The 25295-nt window shown below is 65.1% G+C and carries 22 protein-coding genes and 4 pseudogenes; 21 read left to right on the top strand and 5 right to left on the bottom strand.

From position 1 onward, the window contains the following. The 4 genes and pseudogenes from ABIB26_RS22020 to ABIB26_RS22035 all read left to right on the top strand — a co-directional run. A pseudogene (locus tag ABIB26_RS22020) lies at positions 1-153 on the top strand (NADP-dependent phosphogluconate dehydrogenase); the annotation flags it as partial. Between the two features lie 429 nt (positions 154-582). Next, positions 583-1281, top strand: coding sequence for an FAD-dependent oxidoreductase (locus ABIB26_RS22025; RefSeq protein WP_354248163.1), 699 nt, complete (start codon positions 583-585; stop codon positions 1279-1281). Between the two features lie 5 nt (positions 1282-1286). Further along, a complete protein-coding gene (locus ABIB26_RS22030; protein ID WP_354248165.1) occupies positions 1287-2108 on the top strand; it encodes a class I SAM-dependent methyltransferase in 822 nt (273 codons plus the stop codon). 470 nt (positions 2109-2578) lie between these two features. Further along, positions 2579-3151, top strand: a complete 573-nt coding sequence (locus tag ABIB26_RS22035; RefSeq protein WP_354248167.1) for a GNAT family N-acetyltransferase — start codon at positions 2579-2581, stop codon at positions 3149-3151. A 398-nt stretch (positions 3152-3549) separates the two neighbouring features. Here ABIB26_RS22035 and ABIB26_RS22040 read toward each other — a convergent pair whose 3' ends face one another. Further along, positions 3550-4044 (bottom strand): MarR family winged helix-turn-helix transcriptional regulator, encoded by a 495-nt coding sequence (locus tag ABIB26_RS22040; RefSeq protein WP_354248169.1) that lies wholly within the window; start codon positions 4042-4044, stop codon positions 3550-3552. A 45-nt stretch (positions 4045-4089) separates the two neighbouring features. Here ABIB26_RS22040 and ABIB26_RS22045 point away from each other — a divergent pair, with 45 nt between their 5' ends. The 16 genes and pseudogenes from ABIB26_RS22045 to ABIB26_RS22120 all read left to right on the top strand — a co-directional run bounded on the left by ABIB26_RS22045 (position 4090) and on the right by ABIB26_RS22120 (position 23311). Beyond that, the gene (locus ABIB26_RS22045; RefSeq protein ID WP_354248171.1) at positions 4090-4998 is read left to right on the top strand and encodes an EamA family transporter; all 909 of its coding nucleotides are present in this window, start codon (positions 4090-4092) and stop codon (positions 4996-4998) included. A gap of 494 nt (positions 4999-5492) precedes the next feature. After that, positions 5493-6518: a DUF6454 family protein gene (locus ABIB26_RS22050; RefSeq protein WP_354248172.1), complete on the top strand. Its 1026-nt coding sequence runs from the start codon at positions 5493-5495 to the stop codon at positions 6516-6518. A gap of 301 nt (positions 6519-6819) precedes the next feature. After that, positions 6820-8595 (top strand): phospholipase C, encoded by a 1776-nt coding sequence (locus tag ABIB26_RS22055; RefSeq protein ID WP_354248174.1) that lies wholly within the window; start codon positions 6820-6822, stop codon positions 8593-8595. A gap of 234 nt (positions 8596-8829) precedes the next feature. Continuing rightward, on the top strand, positions 8830-9474 hold the full coding sequence (locus tag ABIB26_RS22060) for a CYTH domain-containing protein (protein ID WP_354248175.1): 645 nt from the start codon (positions 8830-8832) through the stop codon (positions 9472-9474). 22 nt (positions 9475-9496) lie between these two features. Next, positions 9497-10354: a CHAD domain-containing protein gene (locus tag ABIB26_RS22065; protein WP_354248199.1), complete on the top strand. Its 858-nt coding sequence runs from the start codon at positions 9497-9499 to the stop codon at positions 10352-10354. A 246-nt stretch (positions 10355-10600) separates the two neighbouring features. Then, positions 10601-12661, top strand: a pseudogene (locus ABIB26_RS22070) (phosphocholine-specific phospholipase C). A gap of 297 nt (positions 12662-12958) precedes the next feature. Next, the gene (locus tag ABIB26_RS22075; RefSeq protein WP_354248177.1) at positions 12959-13387 is read left to right on the top strand and encodes an alkaline phosphatase family protein; all 429 of its coding nucleotides are present in this window, start codon (positions 12959-12961) and stop codon (positions 13385-13387) included. A 399-nt stretch (positions 13388-13786) separates the two neighbouring features. Then, positions 13787-14044 carry a metal-sensitive transcriptional regulator gene (locus ABIB26_RS22080; protein ID WP_354248179.1) on the top strand — a complete coding sequence of 86 codons (258 nt, stop codon included), beginning with the start codon at positions 13787-13789 and terminating at the stop codon, positions 14042-14044. A 200-nt stretch (positions 14045-14244) separates the two neighbouring features. Beyond that, positions 14245-14517 carry an SHOCT domain-containing protein gene (locus tag ABIB26_RS22085; RefSeq protein ID WP_354248180.1) on the top strand — a complete coding sequence of 91 codons (273 nt, stop codon included), beginning with the start codon at positions 14245-14247 and terminating at the stop codon, positions 14515-14517. After that, positions 14517-16016 (top strand): multicopper oxidase family protein, encoded by a 1500-nt coding sequence (locus ABIB26_RS22090; protein ID WP_354248182.1) that lies wholly within the window; start codon positions 14517-14519, stop codon positions 16014-16016. The genes ABIB26_RS22085 and ABIB26_RS22090 overlap by 1 nt, the downstream gene beginning before the upstream one ends. A gap of 56 nt (positions 16017-16072) precedes the next feature. Beyond that, positions 16073-16483 (top strand): DUF302 domain-containing protein, encoded by a 411-nt coding sequence (locus tag ABIB26_RS22095; protein WP_354248185.1) that lies wholly within the window; start codon positions 16073-16075, stop codon positions 16481-16483. A 1131-nt stretch (positions 16484-17614) separates the two neighbouring features. Next, positions 17615-18859 carry a glycoside hydrolase family 26 protein gene (locus ABIB26_RS22100; protein WP_354248187.1) on the top strand — a complete coding sequence of 415 codons (1245 nt, stop codon included), beginning with the start codon at positions 17615-17617 and terminating at the stop codon, positions 18857-18859. 198 nt (positions 18860-19057) lie between these two features. Continuing rightward, a complete protein-coding gene (locus ABIB26_RS22105) occupies positions 19058-21001 on the top strand; it encodes a glycosyltransferase family 2 protein (protein ID WP_354248189.1) in 1944 nt (647 codons plus the stop codon). Continuing rightward, a complete protein-coding gene (locus ABIB26_RS22110) occupies positions 20991-21323 on the top strand; it encodes an STAS domain-containing protein (RefSeq protein ID WP_354248201.1) in 333 nt (110 codons plus the stop codon). The genes ABIB26_RS22105 and ABIB26_RS22110 overlap by 11 nt, the downstream gene beginning before the upstream one ends. After that, positions 21320-21745 (top strand): ATP-binding protein, encoded by a 426-nt coding sequence (locus ABIB26_RS22115; RefSeq protein WP_354248191.1) that lies wholly within the window; start codon positions 21320-21322, stop codon positions 21743-21745. The genes ABIB26_RS22110 and ABIB26_RS22115 overlap by 4 nt, the downstream gene beginning before the upstream one ends. Before the next feature lie 129 nt (positions 21746-21874). Then, a complete protein-coding gene (locus ABIB26_RS22120; RefSeq protein WP_354248193.1) occupies positions 21875-23311 on the top strand; it encodes a PP2C family protein-serine/threonine phosphatase in 1437 nt (478 codons plus the stop codon). On the opposite strand, the gene ABIB26_RS22125 is transcribed toward ABIB26_RS22120, so the two are convergent. From ABIB26_RS22125 to ABIB26_RS22140, 4 genes and pseudogenes are all read right to left on the bottom strand, one after another. Continuing rightward, positions 23278-23598, bottom strand: a complete 321-nt coding sequence (locus ABIB26_RS22125) for an integrase core domain-containing protein (protein ID WP_354248194.1) — start codon at positions 23596-23598, stop codon at positions 23278-23280. The two genes, ABIB26_RS22120 and ABIB26_RS22125, sit on opposite strands and share 34 nt — an antisense overlap. Next, a pseudogene (locus tag ABIB26_RS22130) lies at positions 23538-24146 on the bottom strand (DDE-type integrase/transposase/recombinase); the annotation flags it as partial. The pseudogene ABIB26_RS22130 and the gene ABIB26_RS22125, both read right to left, overlap by 61 nt. A gap of 48 nt (positions 24147-24194) precedes the next feature. After that, on the bottom strand, positions 24195-24446 hold the full coding sequence (locus tag ABIB26_RS22135) for a transposase (RefSeq protein ID WP_354248196.1): 252 nt from the start codon (positions 24444-24446) through the stop codon (positions 24195-24197). A gap of 391 nt (positions 24447-24837) precedes the next feature. Continuing rightward, positions 24838-25017, bottom strand: a complete 180-nt coding sequence (locus tag ABIB26_RS22140; protein WP_354248198.1) for a DUF2188 domain-containing protein — start codon at positions 25015-25017, stop codon at positions 24838-24840. A gap of 100 nt (positions 25018-25117) precedes the next feature. Here ABIB26_RS22140 and ABIB26_RS22145 point away from each other — a divergent pair. Beyond that, a pseudogene (locus ABIB26_RS22145) lies at positions 25118-25295 on the top strand (AAA family ATPase); the annotation flags it as partial.

Here is a 25295-nt window from a genome sequence, read left to right on the forward strand (position 1 = left end):
GGCCTGCGCCGCAAGCGCCTCCCGGCCGCCCTGATCCAGGGCCAGCGCGACCTCTTCGGCGCCCACACCTACGGCCGCGTCGACGCCGACGGCACCTTCCACACCCTCTGGGGCGAGGACAAGTCCGAGATCGAGGCCGTGGACACGCACTAGTACGCATTTTCGTTAGCTCGCCGGGGGTTCAGGTCCAGGCAGCGGGGGTGGCCGGCCTCAAGGGCATGCCCCGCGCCGGGGTCGGCGGGATACGTATTCCGGTTCTGCCCGGTCCCCGGGGCGAGCACTGGGCGGTCCTTCCGGGAAGTAGCCCGGCGCCGGCCACCGGCAACGCCCCACGCACCCCTGCCGTGACGTTCCTCCCCGGTTGCTTCGGCGCCTCGCGCAAACCGCCCGCGGGAATCCGGGGTTCGCCACGGCAGGCAGGCGGTCGGGCGGCAAGCAACCGGGAAGGAGCGCCCCGCTGACTGCCCGCGTCCACGTGCCCGGCTTCCGGCCCGGGAACGTCACGGTGTCGCCGGTCCCGGGCGCGAAGACCGGGCGGTCCTCCCGGAAAGAAGCCGATCCCCGCAGCGGAACCACCCGCACATGCCCCCGGGATCCGGAAAGGGCGTGGTGCACTGTCCCTATTGCCATGGCTGGGAAATCCGTGGGCAACGGATTGGAGTGCTGGGCACAGGCCCGCTGTCCGTCCATCAGGCACTGTTGTTCAGGCAGTGGTCCCGGGATCTCACCCTTTTCCTCAACGACACCGTGGAACCCACCGACGAGGAGTGGGAAAAGCCCGCTGCCCGGTCCGTAACGGTCGTTGACGGCGTCGTGGCCTCTGTTGACGCTGTCGATGGTGTCCTCACGGGGCTCACGCTCCGCCAGGGCTCCTCGTTCGACGTACAGGCCCTGGCTGTCGGAACACGGATGGAGGCCAGATCCGGGCTTCTGGAATCACTCGGGCTAAGTTCTCAGGTTCACCCGTCGGGGGCCGGACGGTTCATCGAGACCGAGGCTATGGGTGCGACGGCCGTCCGCGGCGTGTATGCGGCGGGCAATGTCTCCAACTTAATGGCTCAAGTGATCACCGCGGCGGCCGAGGGTGTCATGACCGGCGCAAGGATCAACGCCGACCTCATCGAAGAGGAAACCCAATGGGCCGTTGAGGGGCACTTCGGCCCCTTCTCGGCCGCCTCGGAAGCAGCCGTCTCTAAGATCGTGCTGGGTCACCGACGCCATGGCCTTGATGATGTGCAGAAAGCCGCCGACATGGTCCCTACGACCACAGTAGAAAGGTGACTAGCATGGATCACCAGCCAAACCGGACGCGGGAGAACGACCACCAGCCCCACCAGCGATCTGGCAGTCAGGACCAGCACCGCGTCCTCGACCTCGACGCCGAGGTGTTCGGGGACAACCTCGCAGCCGTCCTGGACCTGACCGGGGTGCCAGCTGCGCGCAGCGTCGTTGACCTCGGCGCCGGCACCGGCGCAGGTGGCCGGCTGCTCCGCGAGCGGTACCCCGACGCCGCGGTGGCGTGCGTCGACAACGACCCGCAGATGCTCGCGCTGCTGCGCAAGCAGGGCTTCGCCGTGGTCGAGGCCGACCTCGACGACGGCTTCCCTGCGCTTTCCGGCTCCTTGATCACGGCGGATGCAGTGGCCGAGGCGCCGGTTGACCTGGTGTGGGCATCGTCCTCGCTACACCACGTCGCCCACCCCGCCCGGCTCCTGTCGGGGGTCCGCCGGGCACTGGCGCCGGGCGGGGTCCTGGTCGTCGTCGAGCTCGCCGCTCTGCCCCGCTTCCTAAGCCATCCGCGCGGAGCGCTGCTGGAGCAGCGCTCCCACGCCGCTGCGGCGGCCGAGGGGTGGAACCACCACCCGAACTGGACGCCGGTCATCGAGGCCGCCGGGTTGGGCGTCACCCAATCCGAGGTGACGACCATCGCACCCGTGACCCCGGCTGCACGGGAGTACGCCCAGCAGTGGTTCGCGCGCTTCTCGCACCTGCCGGCCCTGACCGCAGACGACCGCGACGCCGTGGCAGACCTGCTGGAGCGGTTCTCCGACGACATCGAGCTGGTACCCCGCGCCACCCGGACCGTATGGGTTGCCACCCCCGACTAGAACCAGGAGCAGCCCAGAGCCAGCACGTCCCGAGGCAGAACCCGCACAAAGAGTCCGACTCCGACGTGTCCCATAAACAACAGCTTTTCGAGACACCTTCCTTGACCCCGGTCAAGCCCGGCAAATGTCATTTTCAGGAGTTGTGACTGTTAGTTGGGAATGGCGGTTAATTCACAGTTACGACTGGCGGTTTGGCCGTCTCGTTTGCGGAACGCTCAGCGGATCAGCACGAAGCACGTGAACAGCGGCCGCACCCACAGTGACGCCCGCGACATGCTGCGGCTGGACGGGGTGGCGACGAAGCCGGTTCAATAAGGTGCGCTTGGTCCCTGAGCGTGTCAAGGGCCGGGTCCACGCCCTCCGCCGCACCATCGGACGCCTCGGTTTCGCGCATCCTGAGCGGGAGAACCACGGTTGTCCCGCTGGCCGAGGGCATTGTCAGTGTCGGATGCTCGTGGCAGCGTGAGTGCATGGCGATCGAGGTGCGTGCAGCAACGGTGTTCAACGACGTGAAGACGATGGTGGGGCCCAAGCGCCCCGATGCGAACGTGTGTTGGTGCCTCAGCTATCGCATTCCATCGAAAGAGAACATGGCGCTGCGAGGGCAAGATCGCGGGGAACTCGTGCAGGGCTTGTGCCGGCAGGACCCGCCGCCCGGGGTGCTCGCCTATGAAGGCGACGAGGTGGTCGGCTGGGCTGCCGTGCACCCGCGAGCCGACACGGGCTTCGCGCGCAACCGAAAGATTCCGCACGTGGACGACATCGAGGTGTGGTCGGTCTGGTGCATCCGAGTGCGGCCGGGGCATCGCGGCAAGGGCATCTCGCATCGTCTGCTTGCAGGCGCCGTCGAATTCGCGCGCGAGCATGGCGCTCCAGCGATCGAGGGATACCCGGTCGACAACAAGGGCAAGAAGGTCGACCTCACCATGGCATATGTCGGCACCCGCAAGCTCTTCGAACGGGCCGGCTTCACGAAAGCGGCTGACACCGACTCGGTGCTGAACGGGTTCCCCCGCATCCTCATGCGTCTCGAACTGCACTGACGGCAGCGCCACGTGGGGAACTGGCGGCCTCGGGACCGGGGCACCGGGTGCGACCTTCTTGGTGCTGCGGGACCGGCGCCACAAATGGTCGGCGAAACGGCGCGGGCGGGACGGATGCCGGTTTTGCCAGCTAGGTCACTACTGGGCTCGTCCTGCATCGCGCCGTCGATCTTCAGAGAGGCGGCCGGCCTTCGGTAAGACCTCGCCGCCACGTCGAAGTAGTACTCCCGGAGCCGAAGCGGACGCGGGGTCGAAAGCGGTGAAGGTCAGCTCGGACGCACTGTGTTAACTTTCGTTTGGCGGCTAAATCGCAGCCTGAGATGGCGGTTCCGTGGTCCCGTTTGGGGAACCCCTGCCGGCCACCTCGTCCTCTAGCGGGCGGCTCGCGAGGAGCGTCGTCATTCTCCGGAGCCGGCCGCGGCGGCGATCCGGCGAAGGAGCAGCGCAAGCTGTTTCTTCTCTGCGCTGCTCAGTGTTGCGACGATGGCACGTTCGGTTTCGAGATGGTCAGGCAATGCGGACTCGACAAGTTCTTTTCCGGCATCGCTGAGCGCAACGAGTGTGCCGCGGCCGTCGTCGGGGTTTGACTTGCGCTGGACAAGTCCGCGACTTTCCAGCTTGTTCAATCGCTGCGCCACTGCGCTCGTGGAAATCATTGCATCGCGTGCCAGTTCCGCCGGGGCGATCCGGTAGGGGGCACCGCTGCGCAGCAGCGTGGCGAGCACGTCGAACGATGACGCGTCCAGGCCATGCCGCGCGAAGGTGTCCGCCAAGCGCGATTCGACGGTAAGTGCGGTGCGGCTCAACCGGCCAATGACGGCCATCGGGGAGACGTCGAGGTCGGGTTTCTCGGCGTGCCACTGTTCAAGGATGCGGTCGACGCTGTCTGCCATAGGTCAAGCCTATGCAATTGCTAAGCGCTTAGCTAGAATGGCTAAGTGCTTAGCAATCGTAGGTTTCTCATCCTGACCACTGCCGTGGCGCCCGCTCTTTGGGGCACCACGTACCTCACGACCACAATGTTCCTGCCTGAAGATCGTCCGCTACTGGCCGCGACATTGCGCGCGCTCCCCGCGGGAGCGCTGCTCCTATTGGTTTGCCGCCAGTTGCCGCGTGGTGAATGGTGGTGGAAGTCCTGGGTCCTCGGGATTCTCAACATCGGGGCGTTCTTTGCGCTGCTCTTTATCGCGGCGTACCGGCTTCCGGGCGGTGTGGCCGCGATCGTCGGCGGCATCCAGCCGCTCGTTGTCGCACTCCTCGCCAGCAGGGTCCTCTACGAGCGGCTGACCCCGCGCATCGTTGCGGCCGGCGTGACAGCTGTGTTCGGCGTGGGCCTCATAACGCTTCAGGCGCAAGCCCGCCTGGATGCCATCGGAGTCCTGGCCGCGGTCGGCGGAACCCTCTCCATGGCATCCGGGATTGTGCTTTCCAAGAAGTGGGGGCAGCCCGCGGCCCCACTGACCACCACCGCCTGGCAGCTCATCACCGGAGGACTCACCCTCCTGGTCGCGATGATCGCGTTCGAGGGCCTCCCCGCAACGACGCTGACATCGTCGAACCTCGTCGGCTACACCTATCTTTCCGTCGTCGGCACCGCCTTTGCCTACGTCATGTGGTTCCGCGGCATCGCCCGGCTTCCCGCAAGCGCAACCGCCTTCCTCGGGCTGCTCAGCCCAGTCGTGGCCATGCTCTTCGGGTGGCTGGTCGCCGGGGAAGGTTTCACACCCATGCAGATGCTGGGAATCCTCGTTGTGCTGGGCTCCATCTCGGCCGCGATCGTCACCAAGACCGCACAGCCTCCCGGCGCCCACGAAAGGCCTGCCAAGGAGCGTACCGGCTCCCATTGACCGGCAGGTAGAGGCTTATGCAACTCCGGAAGACTGTGTCTTCTGCGCAGCAACCGCATGCCCGTAGACGGAGCCTTTCTGTCAGTTTCCAAAGTCCTCTGCACGGAATGTCCAAAGTCGGCTGTACCAACTCAAGGATGGTTCCAGGGCGACCCGTTTGGGGAAGGTTGAGCGGGCGCTTTCGCGGGCGGGTCTAACGCGGCAGGCGATCCGTCGGGGACAGTCCTAGCGTGAAAATCGTCTCTCGATAATGGCCACCGGGGTCCGACTTCAGGTAGTAACCGTCGAACGTGAATGATGTCGTTCCCCGCCGTGTCCGGACATCCTAACGCCCCGACGCCGATTGGGGGGTGCGGCGGGACCAATCAAACGTAGGTCGAGAGGAAGTGTGCCGTGTCGCAACCTGGCGTTCACTAACCCGCTAACAAGGGTTAATTACCAGTAAGTAACTTGGAGAACTCTTGTTGAGACCCAACCTTTTGAGAGGCTCCCCAATGAGCACGACTCGCACCCGAGGCATCCTCACGGCCGCCGCAGCCATCATCCTGGTCGCGTCCGCAATCGGCGGCACCGCGGCCGCCCAGGCCGCAGGCAATGACCAGCACGAGGGCAATAACGCCGATTCCGGCAACCACAGTGAAACGAACACGGGTCTGACCGACGCCTTCAACGGTGTTGACCGGAACACGAACTGGCAGCAGACGTCCAAGCTGAAGCTGAACTTCCCGACGTTCCACACCGAGGGAATCGCCTACAGCCAGGACCACATCTTCCTCTCGGCCGTTCAGATCATCGAACCGACCACGAAGTTCCCGACCCCGCAGAACGGGTTTGATCGCACGCCCGGCAAGGGCATCGGCCACTTGTTCGTCATGGACAAGGCCGGAAACCTGCAAAAGGACATCATCCTCGGCGAGGGTGCCATGTACCACCCGGGAGGCATCGACTTCGACGGCACCAACGTCTGGATCCCCGTGGCCCAGTACCGGCCCAACAGCAGCGCCATCATCTACCGTGTCGACGCGAACACCCTCGACGTGCACAAGCAGTTCGAGGTGAAGGACCACTTCGGCGGCATCGTGATGGACAAACAGACCGGCCACCTGGTCGGCAACACCTGGGGCTCGCGCCGCTTCGCGGAATGGGATCTGCAGGGCAAGCAGCTCTCGACCTGGGAGAACCCGAACTTCTTCATCGACTACCAGGACTGCCAGTACGTGCCCAACTCCAAGATGCTCTGCGACGGGATCACCAACCTCCCACAGACCCCGGCGGCCGGCGGCGCCGGTGCCACCTACGAACTCGGCGGCATGGCGATGATCGACCTCAAATCCCACAGCGTGATCCGCGACGTCCCGTTCCAGCAGTGGTCCACCGCCGGCCACGTGGCCACCCGCAACCCGTTCAAAATGACCGCCGACGGGAACCACCTCACCATGAAGGTGGCCCCGGATAACGGCGACGAAGGCAACGGCACCGAAATCCTCACCTACGATGCCACCGTCACCCCCGCCAAGTAACGCAACCCGGGCGCAGTCGGCCCGCGACACGGCAGGCCCCGGCGGCATTCCCTCCCGGCCGGCACTAGGCAGGTTTCCTTTAGTCTCCTGCCGTTCACCCCGGATACATGACCAGCCCCTACTCTCGGCTGTGAATGGGAATCCGATCACCCCGTGAGAAGCCGGACTCCGACTCACCGTTCGACGTGTGGGAGGCGGAGCGCCGGTCTGGGCCCGGGAGGCTCATCGGACACCCCGTGGAGCATGTGAAAGCCGGCCATCAGCTGCCGGCACCCCTGAACAGGAACGATTGGATAACCCCATGCCTCATCCAGTACAACGATTCACCCGGAAGCGGGTCGCCGCCGCCACGGGCGCGGCAGCCCTGGCGACCTCGGCGCTGACAGCCGGCCTGTTCGGCTTCATCGCCGGCCCGGCCAGCGCCGGCGAAGACCACAACGGCACCGCTACACCGATCAAGCACGTGGTGGTGATCTTCCAGGAGAACGTCTCCTTCGACCACTACTTCGCCACCTACCCCAAGGCTGCCAACACCCCGGGTGAAACCCAGCAGGGCACCGGCACCAAGGCGGCCTCCTTCACCGCCGCGAAGAACACGCCCAAGGACATCAACACTCTGGCCACGGCGGGCCTGCTGGCACCGAACAACCCCAACTCGGCGCAGCCGGCCCGGCTCTCACCGATGCAGGCCGTCACCTGCGACCAGGACCACGGGTACGGGGCCGAGCAGAAGGCATACAACGGCGGGGCGATGGACAAGTTCGTCCAGTTCACCAGCCGGGACGCCTGCGGCACCAACCAGTACGGACACCCCGGCCTGACCATGGACTACTACGACGGCAACACCGTCACCGGGATCTGGAACTACGCCCAGAACTACTCGATGAGCGACAACCACTTCAGCACCGTCTTCGGCCCCTCCACGCCGGGTGCGCTGAACCTGGTCTCCGGCCAGACCCGCGGGGCCACGGAATACACCGCCACCGGACAGCCGGTGGCCACTCCGGCAGCCGGCAGCAGCGCCGTCCGCCAGCCCGATGCGAACGGCGTCGGCACCGTCATTAACGACCCGGACCCGGTCCACGACGACTGCTCGAACAACAGCCATGCCAAAACCGGCAACCTGGCCGGCATGACAGGCACGAACATCGGCGACCTGCTCAACGCCAAGGGCACGTCCTGGGGCTGGTTCCAGGGCGGCTTCACGCCGACCACCACCGCTACCGGGGCCACCCCGGTGTCGTGCCTGTCCAGCCACACGAACGCCGCCGGCGCCAGCGTCGTTGACTACTCCCCGCACCACCAGCCGTTCCAGTACTACGCCTCCACCGCCAACCCGCACCACCTGGCACCGGCGTCCGACGCGGAAATCGGCCACAACGGCCAGGCGAACCACCAGTACGACCTCACCGCGTTCAACAAAGTGGTCAACACCGACAACATGCCCGCCGTGTCCTTCCTGAAGGCGGGAATGTACCAGGACGGCCACGCCGCCTACTCTGACCCGGTCGACGAGCAGAACTTCATCACCAACACCGTGAACCAGATCCAGAAATCCAAGAACTGGGACAACACGGCCGTGGTGCTCGCCTACGACGACTCGGACGGCTGGTACGACCACCTCGCCGCCAAGGTCAAAAACTCCTCCAACACCGCAGACGACGCCGCCTGGTGCCAGAACGCCGCAGCCAGCGGAATCCCGATGGCCGGCGGCTACGCTGACCGCTGCGGCCCCGGCCCGCGCCAGCCGCTCGTGGTCATCTCCCCCTACGCGAAGAAGAATTACGTGGACCACACCCAGACCGACCAGGCCTCGATCCTGCGCTTCATCGAAGACAACTGGCACACCGGCCAGATCGGCAACGCCTCCGCCGACGCCACCGCCGGGTCGGTGAACGCCATGTTCAACTTCGACAAGCAGCGCAACGACAAGGTCCTGCTCAACGAACAGACCGGCGCCATCGCCTCCATCACCAACACCGAGAACCGCAGCAACGGAGGCAACAGGACGGCAACACCGGCACCAACGACCGCAACAACTCCGGGAAGTAAACACCCGCAACACGCCGGTCTGTAACCGGCAGCACAACTGCACTCCGAGAAACGCCACCCGGCCAGCCGCCGGGTGGCGTTTCTGTCCGCGCCCTAAACGACTCCCGCCCGTTCCGTGCCGATGTCCCGCGCCGGTTCGGATCCCACCCGCCCGGATGACCGGGCCCTGCGGTAGCGGCATTCCCACACCGGCGTTTCCGGCGATGAATCCGGGCGCTCTTGTACTGGCACACCTGCAGCCGGGGACCTAAAATAAGCCATGAACCCCACACACGTCGTTGAAATCGAACGGAAGTACGACGTCGAGGACGCGGCCCCCCTTCCGCCGCTAGATGACCTGCCCGGTGTTGGCCGTGTCGAGCCGGCCGTTGAGCACCAGCTCGAGGCGATGTACTTTGACACCGCGGACCTGCGCTTGGCATCCCGGCACATCACGTTGCGGCGGCGAACCGGTGGCGACGATGCAGGATGGCATCTCAAGCTTCCCTCGGCCACGGACGAACGGCACGAATTCCACGAGCCGCTCGGTCAAGAAACGGATGGCGTCCCCGAACCGCTCCTGAGGCTGGTCCGGGTGCATACCAGAGAAAGCACCCTGGTACCGATTGCCCGCCTGACAACCCGGCGTGTCGTGTGCCGCCTCCGCGGCCAGAACGACGTCGTTCTGGCTGACTTCAGCGACGACCACGTACAGGCACAAACCCTCACCCCGAAACAGAAAACGCAGTACTGGCGGGAGTGGGAAATGGAACTCGTCGACGGATCCCGGGACCTGCTGGAGGCAGGGCAGAACATGCTGGCAGCTGCCGGCATCCAGCCGGCCGGCCGGCCACCGTTCCAAGCTGGTACGCGCCCTCGGCGGCCTCCTGCATCCCCTCACAGAAGCGCCGCCGCCCCATCCTAAGGCTGCTGCCGCAGCCGATGTCCTGCTCGCCTACCTCAGAGAGCAGGTCCAAGCGCTCAAGGATGAAGACCCCGGCGTGCGGCTGGACGCCCAGGATGCGGTGCACAGGATGCGGGTTGCCACCAGGCGCATGCGCTCGGCACTGGCGACCTACCGGAAGCTGCTCGATGACGCAGACTCGGTGCGCTCCCTGCGGGACGAACTGAAGTGGCTGGCCGGCGTTCTCGGCGAAGCCCGGGACGCGGAAGTCATGCATGACCAGCTCAAGGACATGATCTCCCGGGAACCCGTGGAACTCATCATGGGCCCCGTCACCCGCAGGATTGATATTGAACTCGGAGCCGACTATCAGCAGGCGCACGCCAAGGTGCTGGCAGCGCTGGACGACCAGCGCTACTTCCGGTTGCTCGATACACTCGAGTCCATGCTGGCCGCCCCGCCCCTGGCGCAGCTGGCATTAAGGCCCGCGCACAAGGTGGTCCCCCAACTGATCAAGCGGGACATCAAGCGGCTGCGCTCGGCGGTCCGCGACGCTAAGCACCATCCGGCCGGAAGCGGCGACCATCCGGCCCTTCACGAGGCACGCAAAGACGGCAAACGCCTGCGCTACGCCGCCGAAGCGGCAGCCCCGATCAACCCCCACAAGGCCGCCCGCCTGGCCGACGCGGCCCACGGCGTGCAGAAAATCCTCGGCGACCACCAAGACAGCGTCGTCACCCGCGAGCTGCTCCGCCGGCTCGGCGCCGAGTCCTTCCTGCAGGGCGAAAACGGGTTCAGCTACGGCCGGCTGCACGCACTGGAACAATCCGCTGCCCTGGACGCGGAGGCCCGGTTCCACCGCGCGTGGAAGAAATTTCCCTCCGCGTCCCTGACGAAATAGCAGCCCCGCTCCCGCGCCGTGCCGCCCAGGAGCGCCTGGGAGCAGACGGCGGACCGCTGACCGCTGACCGCTCAGAGCAAGCACACCCACGACGCAGAACCCTGAGTGGTGCCGGATGTTGCAGCAATGCTGCCCTTCCCGGGTATGCGTGTCGCGCAAAGTTCACCCCGCCTATACCGAGCCTTTACCTGGCGCTGACACACTCCGTCGGGGGTCACCAGTAACACAATGCACTAGGAGCAGCTCATGGCAGGTTTGGACCGCCGACGTTTTCTTCAGCTCTCGGCCGCTGGCGCCGCCGGCACCGCGATCTCGCAGATGCTTGGGCAGAGCATCGCCCGGGCCGCGGAGATCCCCGCCAATCGGGCCACGGGCTCGATTAAGGACGTTGAGCATGTCGTGATCTTCATGCAGGAGAACCGGGCGTTCGACCACTACTTCGGCACGCTCAAGGGCGTGCGGGGGTTCAGCGACCCGCACCCGGCCATCCTCCCGAGCGGGAAGGACGTGTGGCATCAGAACAACGGCAGCCGCGACGTCCTCCCGTACCACCCGGACGCACCAGACCTGGGTATGCAGTTCATGGAGGATCTCGACCATTCGTGGAAGCTCACTCATGAGGCGTTCAACAACGGGAAGTACGATCAGTGGCTTCCAGCGAAGTCTGAGGCGACGATGGCCTTCTACGGGCGCAAGGACATTCCGTTCCATTTCGCCCTCGCCGACGCTTTTACGGTCTGCGACTAGTACCACTGCTCCGCCCTTGGCCCGACTGACCCGAACCGCTACTTCATGTTCGCCGGCGGCGATGACCCGGACCGCAAGGGCGGCGGCCCTGACCTGTGGAACGGTGAGAACGGGTACTGGTGGAGCACCTACCCCGAGGAGCTGGAAAAGGCCGGAGTCTCGTGGAAGGTCTACCAGGACATGGGCAACGGTCTCGATGCCAACGGTTACTGGGGCTGGACCAACGACGCGTACATCGGCAACTACGGCGATAACTCGCTCCTGTACTTCAAGCAGTACCAGGACGCGAAGCCCGGAAGCCCGTTGTATGAGAAGGCCCGCACCGGCACGAGCGCCAAGGCCGGCGATGACCTCTTCCGGGTCCTCCGCGAGGACGTTGCGGGCGGCAAGCTCCCCCAGGTCTCCTACATCGTGGCCCCGGAGGCGTACTCCGAGCACTCGAACTGGCCGCCGAACTTCGGCGCGTGGTACGCGGCCAACATCCTGGACATCCTCACCTCCAACCCGGAGGTGTGGAGCAAGACGGCAGTGCTGTTCATGTACGACGAGAACGACGGTTTCTTCGACCACGTCGTACCGCCGCACCCGAACACCCCGCAGGTCCCGGGCGCGTCCACGGTCTCGACGGCCGGCGAGTGGTACGACGGCACCCCGACCTTCTACGGCAGCAAGGACGTCCCGGGCCACTTCGGCCTCGGGGTGCGCGTGCCGATGATTGTCCTCTCCCCGTGGAGCATGGGCGGCTGGGTCTGCTCCGAGACCTTTGACCACACCTCGATCGTCCGCTTCCTCGAGGCCCGCTTCGGGGTGGCGTCGCCGAACATCACGCCATGGCGCCGCGCGGTCAGCGGCGACCTCACCAGCGCGTTCGACTTTTCCGCCAGCGGCGGCGCGGTGCCGGCCATGCCGGGCACGTCGGCGTACAAGCCTGCTGACCACCAGCGCCACCCGAGCTACGTTCCGACGCCCCCGGCGACGAACTCGATGCCCTCGCAGGAGAAGGGCACGCGTCCGTCCCGCGCGCTCGGCTACGCCCTCGACGTCGAGACAAAGATCGACGGCGGCAAGCTCACTGCCCGCTGGGCGAACCGGGGCACCCTGGGCGCGCACGTGCAGGTCCGTTCGAACCTGCTGCCGCAGGCTCCGTACTCATACACAATCGGGGCAGCGGCCTCGCTCGACGCGTCCTGGGCGCCCGGCGCAGAGTACGACGTGCACATGCACGGTCCGGCAGGCTGGTACCGGCGGCTCGCGGGCACGACGGCGGCCGCGGACGTCCGCGTCACAGTCACCGCTGACGGTAAGTCGCAGCACGCGCAGTTCCGGATCGAGAACACCGGCTCCGCGGGCGTAGCCCTCACGCTCAAGGACGCCTACGGCGCTGGCTCCCAGACGCTCTCGCTCAACCCGGGCCAGGGCAAGACGGTCGTCATCCCCACCCAGGGCGGCTGGTACGACCTGACCATCACGTCCGCCGGCGACCCCAAGCTCGTCCGCGTCCTGGCCGGCCGGCTCGAGAACGGCCGGCCGCTCACGAGCGACCCCCAGCTGGGCCGATGAAGGGTACCGGTCGGGGGCGAGTTCCCCCCGACCGGCTGCAGCTGTTGCGCCCAGCCGGCCCCATCCGGCTGGGCGTCAAAACACCCCGGACTGTTGGTCCCCCCGTGCCCGAGGCCCTCGCTCGCCGCATCCTCGGGCGGCGGCTCGATGAGATCACCGCCGCCAGACAACCGGGTGGCTGACCTTGGGCGCGAGACCTGGGGGTTGTCGTTCACTTTGTCGCCACCTGAGCTTCACCCGGCTGCTGTACCACGGATATGGCCGCTCCGTCGGGGCGCAACCCGAAAAGATTATTCAATGCTCAACATGCTGAAAAACCGGGCGGCAGGCGCAGCGGCACTTGCTGCCACCATTGCGCTCACTGGATTCGCAGCCGTCGGTGCGGCTGCACCCGCGGACGCGCAAACGACGCCGGGCTCTGTCGCCCAGGCCAGCGGGCAAGGGGCGAACGGTCCTGACCATGTTTTCGTCATCATGATGGAGAACCACGGCTACGACCAGGTCATCGGCAACACGGCCGACGCGCCCTACATCAATTCCCTCGCCCAGCGCTACAACACAGCGGCGAACTACCACGGCGTCACCCACCCGAGCCTCCCCAACTACCTCGCAACCATTTCGGGAAGCTCCCAAGGGATCTGGGACGACTGTAAAGCCGGCGCGAATGTCAAGTGCGCCCCCGAAGAGTTTGTCCCCGGCTCCAGCGACACGGGGGTCGGGGGTTGAGGACCAATGCTCGGGAAAGTCACGTTAGTGATGTGTCTTCCCTGATTTGGCGGGAATTTTGTTCTTGAGCACGTCGATTCTGCCGTGACCAGGGTTTTCCGTCGTTGTTTCCCAACACGGCTTATCGACGTGGGATTCTACGGCGTTTCATTCCTCGCGGTCGGGTGTCGGAAGACGATCCTTTCCCGACACCGGTCTAAGCGTGACTTTTCCGAGCATTAGTCCTCAAACCCCGGGCGGTGGGGGAATTTCCGGGAGTGGACCCTCCGTTCCTCTAACCACAGAGATAATACCCCTGCAAGCGGTCCGTGTCCGGCTGGATGCGGGCGGCCCACTGCTAGCCGTTATACCCTCCGGGGTATACAATTAGCAAAGTACCCACCACATCTGGAGTCCGCCATGGAACTTGATTCGACAGAACTCACCCCGGTTATCAACCGTCTCAAGCGCGCCCAGGGGCAGCTCGCTGCCGTCACCCGCATGTTGGAGGAGGGGCGGGACTGCAAGGACATCGTCACCCAGCTCGCAGCGGTCTCGAAGGCTTTGGACCGGGCAGGATTCGCCATCATCGCCACCGGCCTGGAGCAGTGCATCACCCGCAAAGATGCCAGCATGGACAAGAAAGACCTCGAAAAACTCTTCCTATCCCTCGCCTGAGCCGCAACCACCCGAAAAACCAACCCATGGCGGGAGCCGGTGTGGCCCGTGCCGGTTGCGGCCGTCCCCTTAAGGTCCCGATACGGCCGGGGTCATTGCCCGCAATCGTTGCACCGGCCCCGCCACGAACTAGCGCGGCTCCCGGGGCGGGCCGGCGGGACGGCGGGACGGCGGCCGATGCTTAGGAACGGAGAAGGAAAATGATGGGCGGATATGGTTCGATGATGGGCTGGACGTGGCTGTTCTGGGCGCTCCTGATTCTCGGTATCGTGCTGCTGGCGGTCCTTGCCGTACGGTTTTTCTCCGGCGGTATGAACCGTGGCGGAACCGGCCGCGGGCAGGGCCCCGGCACGGACGGGCCCGCTCCGGGCGCCGGTGCCGCCAGGCGGATCCTGGATGAACGGTACGCCAGGGGAGAATTGAGCACGGAGGAATACCGTGACCGGCTCAAGGTCCTCGGGGACGATACCTGATGCAGCCTCTGAGCCGTCGCACTGCCCTGTTCCTGGGCGGTGCAGGGGCGGTGGCCACCGTGACGGGCGCGGCCGGGCTGCTGTGGGGCCAGGGAACGGGCGCCGGGTTTCAGGCTGCCGGCGGCCAGGAGCTCAGTGAGCCGCAGGCCCTGTGCAGTGCCGATGGTCACCTCCAGGTGAAATTGTCCGCGGCCCCGGGCCGGATGCGGGTGGCGGGCAGAGATGCCAAGGTGCTGTCCTATAACGGGTCGCTGCCCGGACCCACCCTGTTCCTGAAGGCCGGGGACCGGGTGAATGTGACGCTGGAGAACCGGCTGGGGGATCCGACCAACCTGCACGTCCATGGCCTGCATGTCTCCCCGGAGGGCAACAGCGACAATCCGCTGGTCTCGGTTGAACCGGGAACGTCCTTTGATTATGAGTACCGTCTGCCGGCGGACCATCCGCAGGGCGTGTTCTGGTACCACCCGCATCGCCACGGCAGCGTGGCCGATCAGATCTTCGGCGGCCTGTACGGGGCGATCATCGTCCAGGACCCCCAGCCCGTGCCGGTCAGCCGGGAACGGGTCCTGATCATCTCCGACATTTCCCTGGACGGCGGCGGTTCCATCGCCGCCGTCTCGGCGATGGAGAAAATGATGGGCCGGGAAGGGAACCTCGTGCTGGTCAACGGGCAGCTGAACCCGGCACTGGCCGCCCGGCCCGGCGATCGTGAACGGTGGAGGATCATCAATGCCTGCACTGCCCGGTACCTGAAACTGCGCCTGGACGGCCAGTCCCTGCAATTGCTGGGTCTGGATTCGGGCCGCTACCAGGAACCCCGGGACGTCGAGGAGGTGCTGCTGGCCCCCGGCAACCGGGCGGACCTGCTGGTCACCGCCGCGGAGGGTGCGGCCGCACTGCGCACCCTGCCCGTGGACAGGGGCAGTATGGGATCCATGATGGGGGGCAACAACGGCGGCGGGCAATCCCCGCCCGGCCCGGACGGGACCGCTCTGGCCACCCTTACCGTCAACGGCGCACCGGCCGCCGCGCCGGGACCGGTCCCGGCCCAACCGGCACCGCGGGACCTCCGGGACGTGGCGGTGACCGCGCACCGGGAACTGGTCTTCGCCATGGGCATGAACAGTGGCGGCCCGGGCATGGGTATGGGCGGTGGTACGGGGTCGGAGATGATGAGCTTCACCATCAACGGCAGGCCGTTCGACCCGGCCCGGGTCGACACCACGGTCACCGCCGGCGCCGTCGAGGAATGGACCCTGCGGAACACCAGCCCGATGGACCACCCGGTGCACCTGCACGTGTGGCCGATGCAGATCATCGAACACGCCGGCCAGCCCGTGGACACTCCCATGTGGCAGGACGTAGTCAACATCCCGGCCCGCAGCAGCGTCCGGGTCCGGATCGCTTTTGATGACTTCGCCGGCAAAACCGTCTACCACTGCCACATCCTCGACCACGAGGACAGCGGCATGATGGGCCTGATCGAAGCCCGGTAGCACAGCAACCCCGCAGCCCTTTGCATAAATGGGAAAACCGATGAAGGAGCACAACCATGAGCTACGCACACACCATCACCGTCGCCCTGCCCTACCCGGAAGCAGTAACCCGGACCCGTGAAGCCCTCTCCGGTCAGGGCTTCGGCGTGCTGTCCGAAATCGATGTCCGCGCCACCTTCGAGGCCAAGCTCGGGTCCGACGCCGGGCAGGGCCTGGGAGACTACCTCATCCTGGGCGTCTGCAATCCTGCCTTGGCGCAGAAAGCTCTCGCCGCGGACCCGGACATGGGATTGCTGCTGCCCTGCAACGTCGTCATCAGGCGCGGACCGGACACCGGCACCACCATCATCCAAACCATCGACCCTCAGACCATGGTCCAACTCAGCGACGCCCATGCCGTCACCGAAGTCGCCACAGACGCCGACCACAGGCTCCTCGCAGCCCTGAAGGAACTCGAAACCGCCTAGACCCGGCCAACCGGCCGGCGGCGGACCGGCCGCGGAGCGAGTACGGTCGAACGCGTACGGCCCTGGAGCCTGTCGGTCGCTGTGCCGTGCCGGCGCGGTTATTCACTGCTTATCCAGCCGGACACAAAAATGAGGATGATCGAGACTGCGATCCGACCGGTCAATACTTGTCAGAGCGGCTCTCGGTTGTCTTGAAAACGAAGAATTCCTAGACAATCTGAATCCAGAGCCTAAGGCGTGCCAGCCCTTGGGAGAAGCTTCTCGATAACAATTCTCGAAATCGCCCAGCCGATCAAGGTCCGAGACTCGGGTTCTGAGAATCGAAAGGGATCCTCGGGCCGTGTCTCATTAGGCGGTCGTCCAACGGCGCAAGCGCCACTCAAAATTTTCGGATCTCGATCGCCGTATTTCTGTGACTGTTAGCCCAGTATGGCGGTTAAATCGCAGCTTTAGTGGCGGTTGGCAATGCCGTTCGAGGAACGGTAAGCGGGACTGTGCATCGGCGCGGACGGGCAGGACGTCCTGCCGCGTCTGCGCGAGGCAGGACACCCCGGTTGGTCGTGTCATCGTTTTCTCGGCCAGGAACTTCCAAAGGCATCGTGGGCCAGGGGTCAAGGGTACCTTCGCAAGCCTTTCCGCCTTCACGAACTCCGCGGCCTGTTGCGCAATCTTCTGGATTGACCACAGCCATGCTCCCCGTCCAGCCGTTCCCTGCCGGGGCGTAGATGCGCCTGCCGGAGGTCGCTGCACCCCGGACCCCCAAGCGTGCAGATAATGTAGCACTTTGGAGATCCCCAAATCGCAGAATTCCCGTACATAATCGCAGGATATGCGCACGGTTTGCCAAGGATGAGGTCAGGACGCAATTTGTTGGCCGTTCCTCCATGCAGAATTATCTGGGAATCCTTTTCCCACGTACCCTGAGAGCGCGTGGGCGGGGGGAAAGCAACAGGGTCTCGCTGAGCGTCAATTTTGCCCGGCACCCCAATAATGACCGACACGCGCGGCCTAAACCTGCCCTACGGTAGGGCACGGTGATTTCACGAAATGCTGGGAGTGTTTGTGGGTAGAAACCGTTTTTCTCGATCAATTGTGACAGGCCTCGTCCTGTCGCTGGCCGTGTTTTTTGGCATGGCAGTACCCGCGGAGGCCGCGGGCCGCGCAGAAATCACCCTTGGTGCCTCTGCCGGGCCGACGGGGGCCTCCGTGACAGTCAATGGGGCTGGCTTCGGTCGTCAATCCTCCGGGACGCTCACGGCCGGTTCGACCAGCGTCGAGTTCACCACCAATGCCAACGGCTCCTTCACTGCGGCGGCGACCATCCCGCAGACAACTTCAGCCACGGTGACGGTGACGGCCAAGGCGCGCAAGGCCACGGCGTCGGCCCCCTACACCGTCACCTACAACCCCGCCTCGCTGCGCGCCGGCTCGGAAAGCGCGGCGGCGGACGTCACGGCCCCGATGACAATGGCCGCCCGAACCCAAACGACAACAACAACCACGCCGCCGATGAGTTCGGACCCGCTGCGGTTCGGAGTGTCGACGCCGGGCGGCCCGCTGGCCACCAGCGAACTGGACGCCGTCGCCACACTGGTCAATGAGAACCCGTCCATCGTCATGTCCTACAAGGACTTCAGCCAGGCCGCGCCCATCGCGGACCTGAACGCCGTCGACGCCCGCGGCGCGACGAGCCTGATCACCTGGGAGCCGTGGCTCTGGAGCGGAAACGGCGCCAACCAGCCCGCCTACGCCCTGGACCGCGTCACCGCCGGAGACTTCGACACCTACATCCAGCAGTGGGGAACCGCCCTGAAGGACTGGGGCAAGCCCGTCATGCTGCGCTTCGCCCACGAAATGAACGGCAACTGGTACCCCTGGGCCGAAGCAGCCAACGGAAACGGCGCCGGAGACTACGTCGCCGCCTGGCGCCACGTCCACGACGCGGTGGCCGCGACCGGCGCGACGAACGTGCAGTGGGTCTGGAGCCCGAACGTTCCCTACTGGGGCTCCACGCCACTCTCCGGGCTCTACCCCGGCGCCGGCTACGTCGACATCGCGTCCCTGGACGGCTATAACTGGGGAACCGCAGTCTCGTGGAGCTCTTGGACCTCGCCCTCGGCCCTGTTCGGTGACGGCCTGACCGCGCTTCGCAGCCTCGCCCCCGGCAAGAAGATCATCATCTCCGAGACCGCCTCCGCCGAAGCCGGAGGATCCAAGGCCGCCTGGAACACTGCCCTGGTCTCCTACCTCGCGGCACAGTCCGACGTCACCGGCTTTGTCTGGTTCCACCACAACAAGGAAGTCGACTGGCGGATCAACAGCTCCAGCGCCTCGGCCAACGCCCTCGCCACGGCCCTGGCAGCCAGGAACTCCTGACACCGATGGGAGGGCCGTGCCACACGGCCCTCCCATCGCTGACAGACACCTGACGGATTGATTCGAACTTGAGGGAAGACCAATGACCAGCACGCAGGAGGGAGCGGGCGCTTGCGTCACGCCGCCGCAGCCCCCTGGCTCCGGGCACCCGCATCCGGAAACCCTTCTGGTCAATGCTTTCCCCGTGCGGCCCCGACCATGAGCCACCAGCTCGTTGTCCGGATCCTCATTACCGTGACCATCATTTTGGGCGTGAACTACCTGGTGTGGCGGTGGCTGTTCTCGGTGAACTGGGCCGCGGCCTGGATCAGCCTGCCCCTGGTCATGGTCGAAACCTACAGCCTGATCGATGCCTTCCTCTTCGGAGTCACGATGTGGCGGCTACGTGAACGCGGCGAGGCTCCGACCCCGGCCGAGGGGCTTACCGTGGATGTCTTCCTCACCACCTACAACGAACCCATCGACCTAGTCATGACCACTGCCCTCGCCGCCCGCCGCATCCGCTACCCGCACCAGACCTGGGTCTTGGACGACGGGGCGCGTCCGGCCATGAAGCGGGCAGCCGAGGAGGCCGGCATCGGCTACATCACCCGCTCCCCCGACTGGGAAAACCTCCCCCGGCACGCCAAAGCCGGGAACCTGAACAACGCCCTGGCCGCCACCGAAGGGGAGTTCTTACTGATCCTGGATGCGGACCAGATCCCGGAGCCGGAAATCCTGGACCGCATGCTGGGCCATTTCACCAACGAAAAGGTCGCCCTGGTCCAGACCCCGCAGTGGTTCTCCAACGTCACCGACGATGACATGCTCGGAAGCCAAGCACCCCTGTTCTACGGGCCCATCCAACAAGGCAAAGACGGCTGGAACGCGGCGTTCTTCTGCGGCTCCAACGCCATCGTCAGGCGCGACGCCCTCATGCAGATCGGAATCACCGGCTACGTCAAAGGTGTCAGAGCCACCGTGGAGCAGACCCTGAAGGCCGCCGACAAGGTCGTCGCCAAGGCGCGCACCGAACACTCCGCCACCGGACAGCACGTGGCAAAGGCATTGGAGGACGTCGAACTGGCCGTCCGAAGCGCACGACGGGAACTTGCCGGTGACAGGCCCGTCGCGAACGTCACCTATGACTTCCAGCGGAAGATCGACGCCGCAGCACGCAGCGTCGTCACGGCCGATATCGCATCACTCCAGGCGGACCTGGACGAGATCGAACGGCTGTCGGGCCGGGGTCCCTCCGGCGGCTTCATCGACGACGACGCCATTGACCGGCTTGCCCGCCGTGACTGGTCACCCATAGGTGCCATCAGCACGGTGCGCAGGATGGTCCAGGCCCTGGACGTCGACCGGGCCGACGAGGCCCTCCCCATCATGCCGATGGCCACGAACTCCGTCACCGAGGACATGGCCACCTGCATGCGGCTGCACGCCCATGGCTGGGAAAGTGTCTACCACCACGAGATCCTGGCCAAAGGCCTGGCACCGGAGGACCTGCGCACCATGCTGACCCAGCGGCTGCGCTGGGCCCAGGGCACCATGCAGGTGTTCCTCCGTGAGAACCCCCTGCTCCAGCGCGGGCTCGCTTGGGGCCAGCGCCTGATGTACTTCTCCACGATGTGGAGCTACCTCTCCGGGTTTGCCGCCGTTGTGTACATCGCGGCTCCCATCATTTTCCTGTGCTTCGGAGTCATGCCGGTGGATGCGTTCAGCGCCGACTTCTTCGCCAGGCTGATCCCGTTTCTTGTGGTGAACCAGGTCCTGTTCTTCGTCGCGGCCCGGGGCAGGAAGACCTGGCGCGGGCAACAGTACAGTCTGGCCCTCTTTCCGATCTGGATCAAAGCCTGCACGACGGCGGCCGGCAACGTCCTCTTCGGCCGCGATCTCGGGTTCGCTGTCACTCCGAAAACCCGCCAGGACGGAGGGCCGCCTTGGTCCTTGATCCGGCCGCAGTTGATCGCGATCGCAGCCCTGATCGTGGCAGCCATAACCGGACTCGTCCGGATGTTCACCGGACTCGGCGCGCCCGCCGGTACGCTCGTCAACGTGGCGTGGGTCATCTTTGACCTGCTGATCCTCAGCGTGATCATCCGCGCCGCCCTATATCGCGGATACACCCCAACGAAAGAGGTAAATGATGGACTTTGACGTCGAACTGTCCGACGGCGACGGCGCCGTGATCCGCACCCGCGGCCGCCTGAACATGGTCGCCGCCCCCAAGCTCCGGGACCTGGTGGCCCACATCGTCCGTCAGGACGGCCGTTCCCACGTTGTCGTGGACCTCGCGGACACCGACTTCATGGACTCCTCCGGACTCGGAGCCCTGATAGCCGGGCTGAAGACTGCGCGCGCTGCCGGCGGCGACCTTCGCATCGCCCGCGCACAGGCACAGGTCCTGACCGTGCTGCAACTGACCAACCTGGACCAGGTCCTCCACCCCCACACCAGCGTCGAAGAGTGCTTCCAGTGAGTACCGGCGACCGCCTGCAGGTCCACGAACTGCACGCCTGCGCAGACCCCGACTGCCTGGGCAAGGTCCACTGCCTCCTGGAAGACATGTGGGCAGGCTCACCCGACGTGTCGGCGACGGACCGGGCGATGTTTGAAACTGCCGTCATCGAAATCGCCGCCAACATCGTCCAACACGGCACCGCCGAGGGTCCCGTCAACTGCAACCTCACCCTCGAGGTCTACCCGGACAGGCTGGACGCACGCTTCAAAGACGACGGTCTCACCGCTGCCGTTAACCTCGACACTGCCGCCATGCCGGACGCCCTCGCCGAAAGCGGACGCGGCCTCGCCCTGGCCAAGGCCGCCGTGGACGTCCTCAGCTATGAACGGACCAACGGCGCAAACCATTGGACACTGCGTAGAAGCCGCACACACGACTGACACCGAATCAGTACAGCAGCGCCATCGCCTGTCACATTGGTCAAAGCCAGTGATACATTTGTCAAACAGCTTCGCCTGCTACTCGGCCGGCATCCGGCCGCCGGCGGGGAGCATGGGGGAAACTAGGAAATGAACAACGATCCTGCAATGATGCGGGCGGTCCCGGAGCATAAACGTCTTCGATCCCTCGCCGCCCTGCGACTGGACTCCGCCCCCGAAGAGCGCTTCGACCGCATTACGCGCGTTCGACGCCTGCCGGGACCTGATGAAATTTCTCCGCTGGTCAAGCAGATCCCGATAGCTGCGCTCTTCTTTGCGGCGGCGGTCATGAGCAGTTCCATTTCGACGCTGACTGTCAGCAGCTGGCCGGCACTGGCCACGGGCGTCCTGCTGATAGCGGCAGCGACTCTTCTGGGGGCCATCCTTTCCCGTCCGGTCCTGTCGCGCTTCGCAATCATTGTTCCTGCCGCGGATTTCCTCGCCGCCGGCCTGCTTCGGCACGGGACCGGTGAAAGCCATTCCATCTACGCATCCCTTGTGCTCCTGCCCGTTCTGTGGTTCTCAGCAATGGAAGGGCGCCGGTACGTTCTTTACGCGGTCCTCGGCGCCGCCGTGGCGATCCTGGTCCCGTTCGCCCTGGGCGCCGGCACGGACGAGAACCCCAACGAACTGCTCCGCGGCCTGTACAGCATGTTCGTTTATTTCCTGGCCGCAGGGATCGTCAATGAACTCGCCTCCAGAGCCCGCCGGCGCCTGAGGTCCGCCCGCGCACAGGCAACGGCCGCCTCGGAGGAACTTAGCCGCGCGGCCCAGATCCAACGCTACCTCCTGCCCAAAGAAGCCGCCCCGCTACCCGGGTATGAAACCGCCGGCGCCTGTATACCGTCAAAGGCTGTCGGCGGTGACTTCTACGACTGGTACGAAATCGACGGCGGCCTCGGGTTCACTCTGGGGGATGTGATGGGTAAAGGCGCCGGGGCGGGAATGATCGCTGCCACCACACGGGCCGTTATCCGCAGCGCCAAAAACAGCGAGGATCCCGCCACAGCCCTGAGCCTGACCTCAGATTGCCTCACCACTGAGCTAAGCCAGGCAGCGTCCTTCGCCACCCTCTTCCACGCAAGACTCCGTGCCGCGGACGGGCGGGTCCTGTTCTCAGACGCAGGCCATGGCCTGACGCTGCTTATCCGTGCGGACAGGACCTGGGAGGGGCTCGCCTCCCGGGAACTGCCCGTGGGGCTGCTCCCGGGCACAACGTGGCACTCGTTCGAGATTCACCTCAACCCCGGAGACATGATCGTCAGCTTCAGCGACGGAGTACTGGACCTGTACGACGGCACCCTCACCGCCATCGACGAGATCGCCCTGCTCGCCACCGCAGCCACCTCGGCATCAGACATCGTCGACGCCGTGCAAAGGCGGGCCGCAGGAACGAACAACCCCGATGACGTAACCATCCTCGCCGTCCGCAGAACAGCACAACAGCCCGCTCCCCTCGATCATCGAAAATCAAGCCAGCTCACACCAGCACCTCACCGGCTCCCTGAGGAACATTCGACAAGGTGACTTCTGAACCAGGCAAGAATCTTCGATGCCCTTGGCAGAGTTGAACAGGAAGCACTGATGGATGCCCTCCTAAGCCTGAGGATCACCTCCGCGATGGTCGGCGCGCGCAGCCCGTCGTTGTTCGTGTGAGGGCGCCAACGGTTGTAGAACACCTCGATGTAGTGCATGACGCCACGCCGGGCTGACTGCCTCGTGGTGAAGCTGTGGTGATGGTAGAACTCGTTCTTCAGCGACGAGAACGCCGATTCCGCCACGGCATTGTCCCAGCACACGCCCGTCTCTCCCATGGACTGGCGGACCCGGTTTCCCCGGCCATCTTCAGGGCCCCGGTGGTCAGGGAGGCGCGCATATGGTCCGCCATCGCCCAACCGACGATCATGCGGGTGCACAGGTCGATGACGGTGGCCAGATAGAGCCAGCCCTCATCGGTGCGCAGATAGGTGATGTCGCCGACCAGACGTGTTCCCGGAGCCGCGGCGGTGAAGTCGCGGCCGAAGAGATCGGCGAAGACCCTGTCCGGATCCGAAGGGATCGTGGTGCGTTTGAATGCGCGCATCCGCTTCGCGGCCCACCCGTTCTCCGCCATGATGGCAGCGACGGTGCCCACGGAGACCTGGATGCCGCCGGCGGTCAGCTTCGTGTGGACCATCCGGTGTCCGAAGATCCCGTCCGAGGAATCGAACATCGTCTTCACCTGTTCTGTCAGCTCCAGATGCCGGAGGGCCATCGGGGATTCCTCCGCGTCGAGCCACCGGTAATACGAGGCCCTGGAAATGCCCAGCCGGCTGCACATCCACTGGATGGGAAACTGCGCGTCCTTCACCTGAACAGGACGGTAGAGATCCTCTACCGTTGTTCTTTGGCGAAGAACGCGGAAACTTTTTTAGGAAATCGTTCTCCCTTTCGACTTCACGCGGCCGGGCTTCCAAAGCCTTGTATTCGCGGCATCCACCGGGTCATCGGGCCTGCCGCCCGCCCCGGCCGCAGCGTCATGGTGCAGCTGCACCCACCGCTTCAGCGCCGTGACAGAGACGCCGACTTCGGGGGCGACGGACATCGGTGACCGGCCGGAAGAAATCACAAGATCCACGGCATCGGCCTTAAATTCATCGGAATACGTTGGTCGAGCTGACATGAGCACAATCCTTTCAAACTGTGTCTCACATCAGTAGTACACCTCAAATGCCTTCCTGACGAAAAGTGTCAGGTTGAACCATAAAACCCATGCCCCTGGGGTGCCAAGAAACCAGATAGGCGACCCTAGCCTGACATGACTGCCGGCCGCTGCTTTGACTGTCCGTTTGGGTTATGCCTCAACCGGACAGTCAAAAACGTTCCACCACACCTATTGACTAACTTTGATATCGGACTCGAGTTCTGACCGTCCAAACCGGTTTCCGCCCCTGCCTGGCCTTCGCCATGCCGGCGCCTAACTACAAGCCACCACGGCGCATTTACCCTCGGTGATGGCTAGCCGGCCCTTCTTGTTTCACCGACATCGCTGCGCGATGGCGTGAACTGCCGGATCAGCCCGGGACATTCCGGGGATCATTGCCGTAGCTGTTCTTGGAGCCGATCTTTCCGTCCTGGTTCTTGATGACGTGCTCCACCTTGCCGGCCTGGGCAGCGTCCCGACCTGCAGCTTCTGCCTCATCCTTGGTGCCGTAGTCAGCACCGAAAGCACGGCCAGTGCCCGCATTATCCAACGGAGACTGCCTGTACCGCGTGAATACTACGACCAAAAGGGAGTTGATAGTGGTGAGGCCAACCCCACCCCGGTCGGGAATCGAGTACTACAGTGGATGCATGGCTGCCAGCCGCAATCCGCTCGACGACCTGCGCGAAACCATCGGCCATCTGACCGATCAGCTCAAGCTGCACGGTTCGGAGCGCGTCGACGACCTGGTCGGCGATCTCGTCGGTGCGAGGCCCTTGCCGGCCCGGCCGTTGTCCGAGGTGCAGGCCGAGCTCGACGCGCTGGTCG

The organism is Arthrobacter sp. UYEF20, from assembly GCF_040546335.1.
GTDB lineage: Bacteria > Actinomycetota > Actinomycetes > Actinomycetales > Micrococcaceae > Arthrobacter.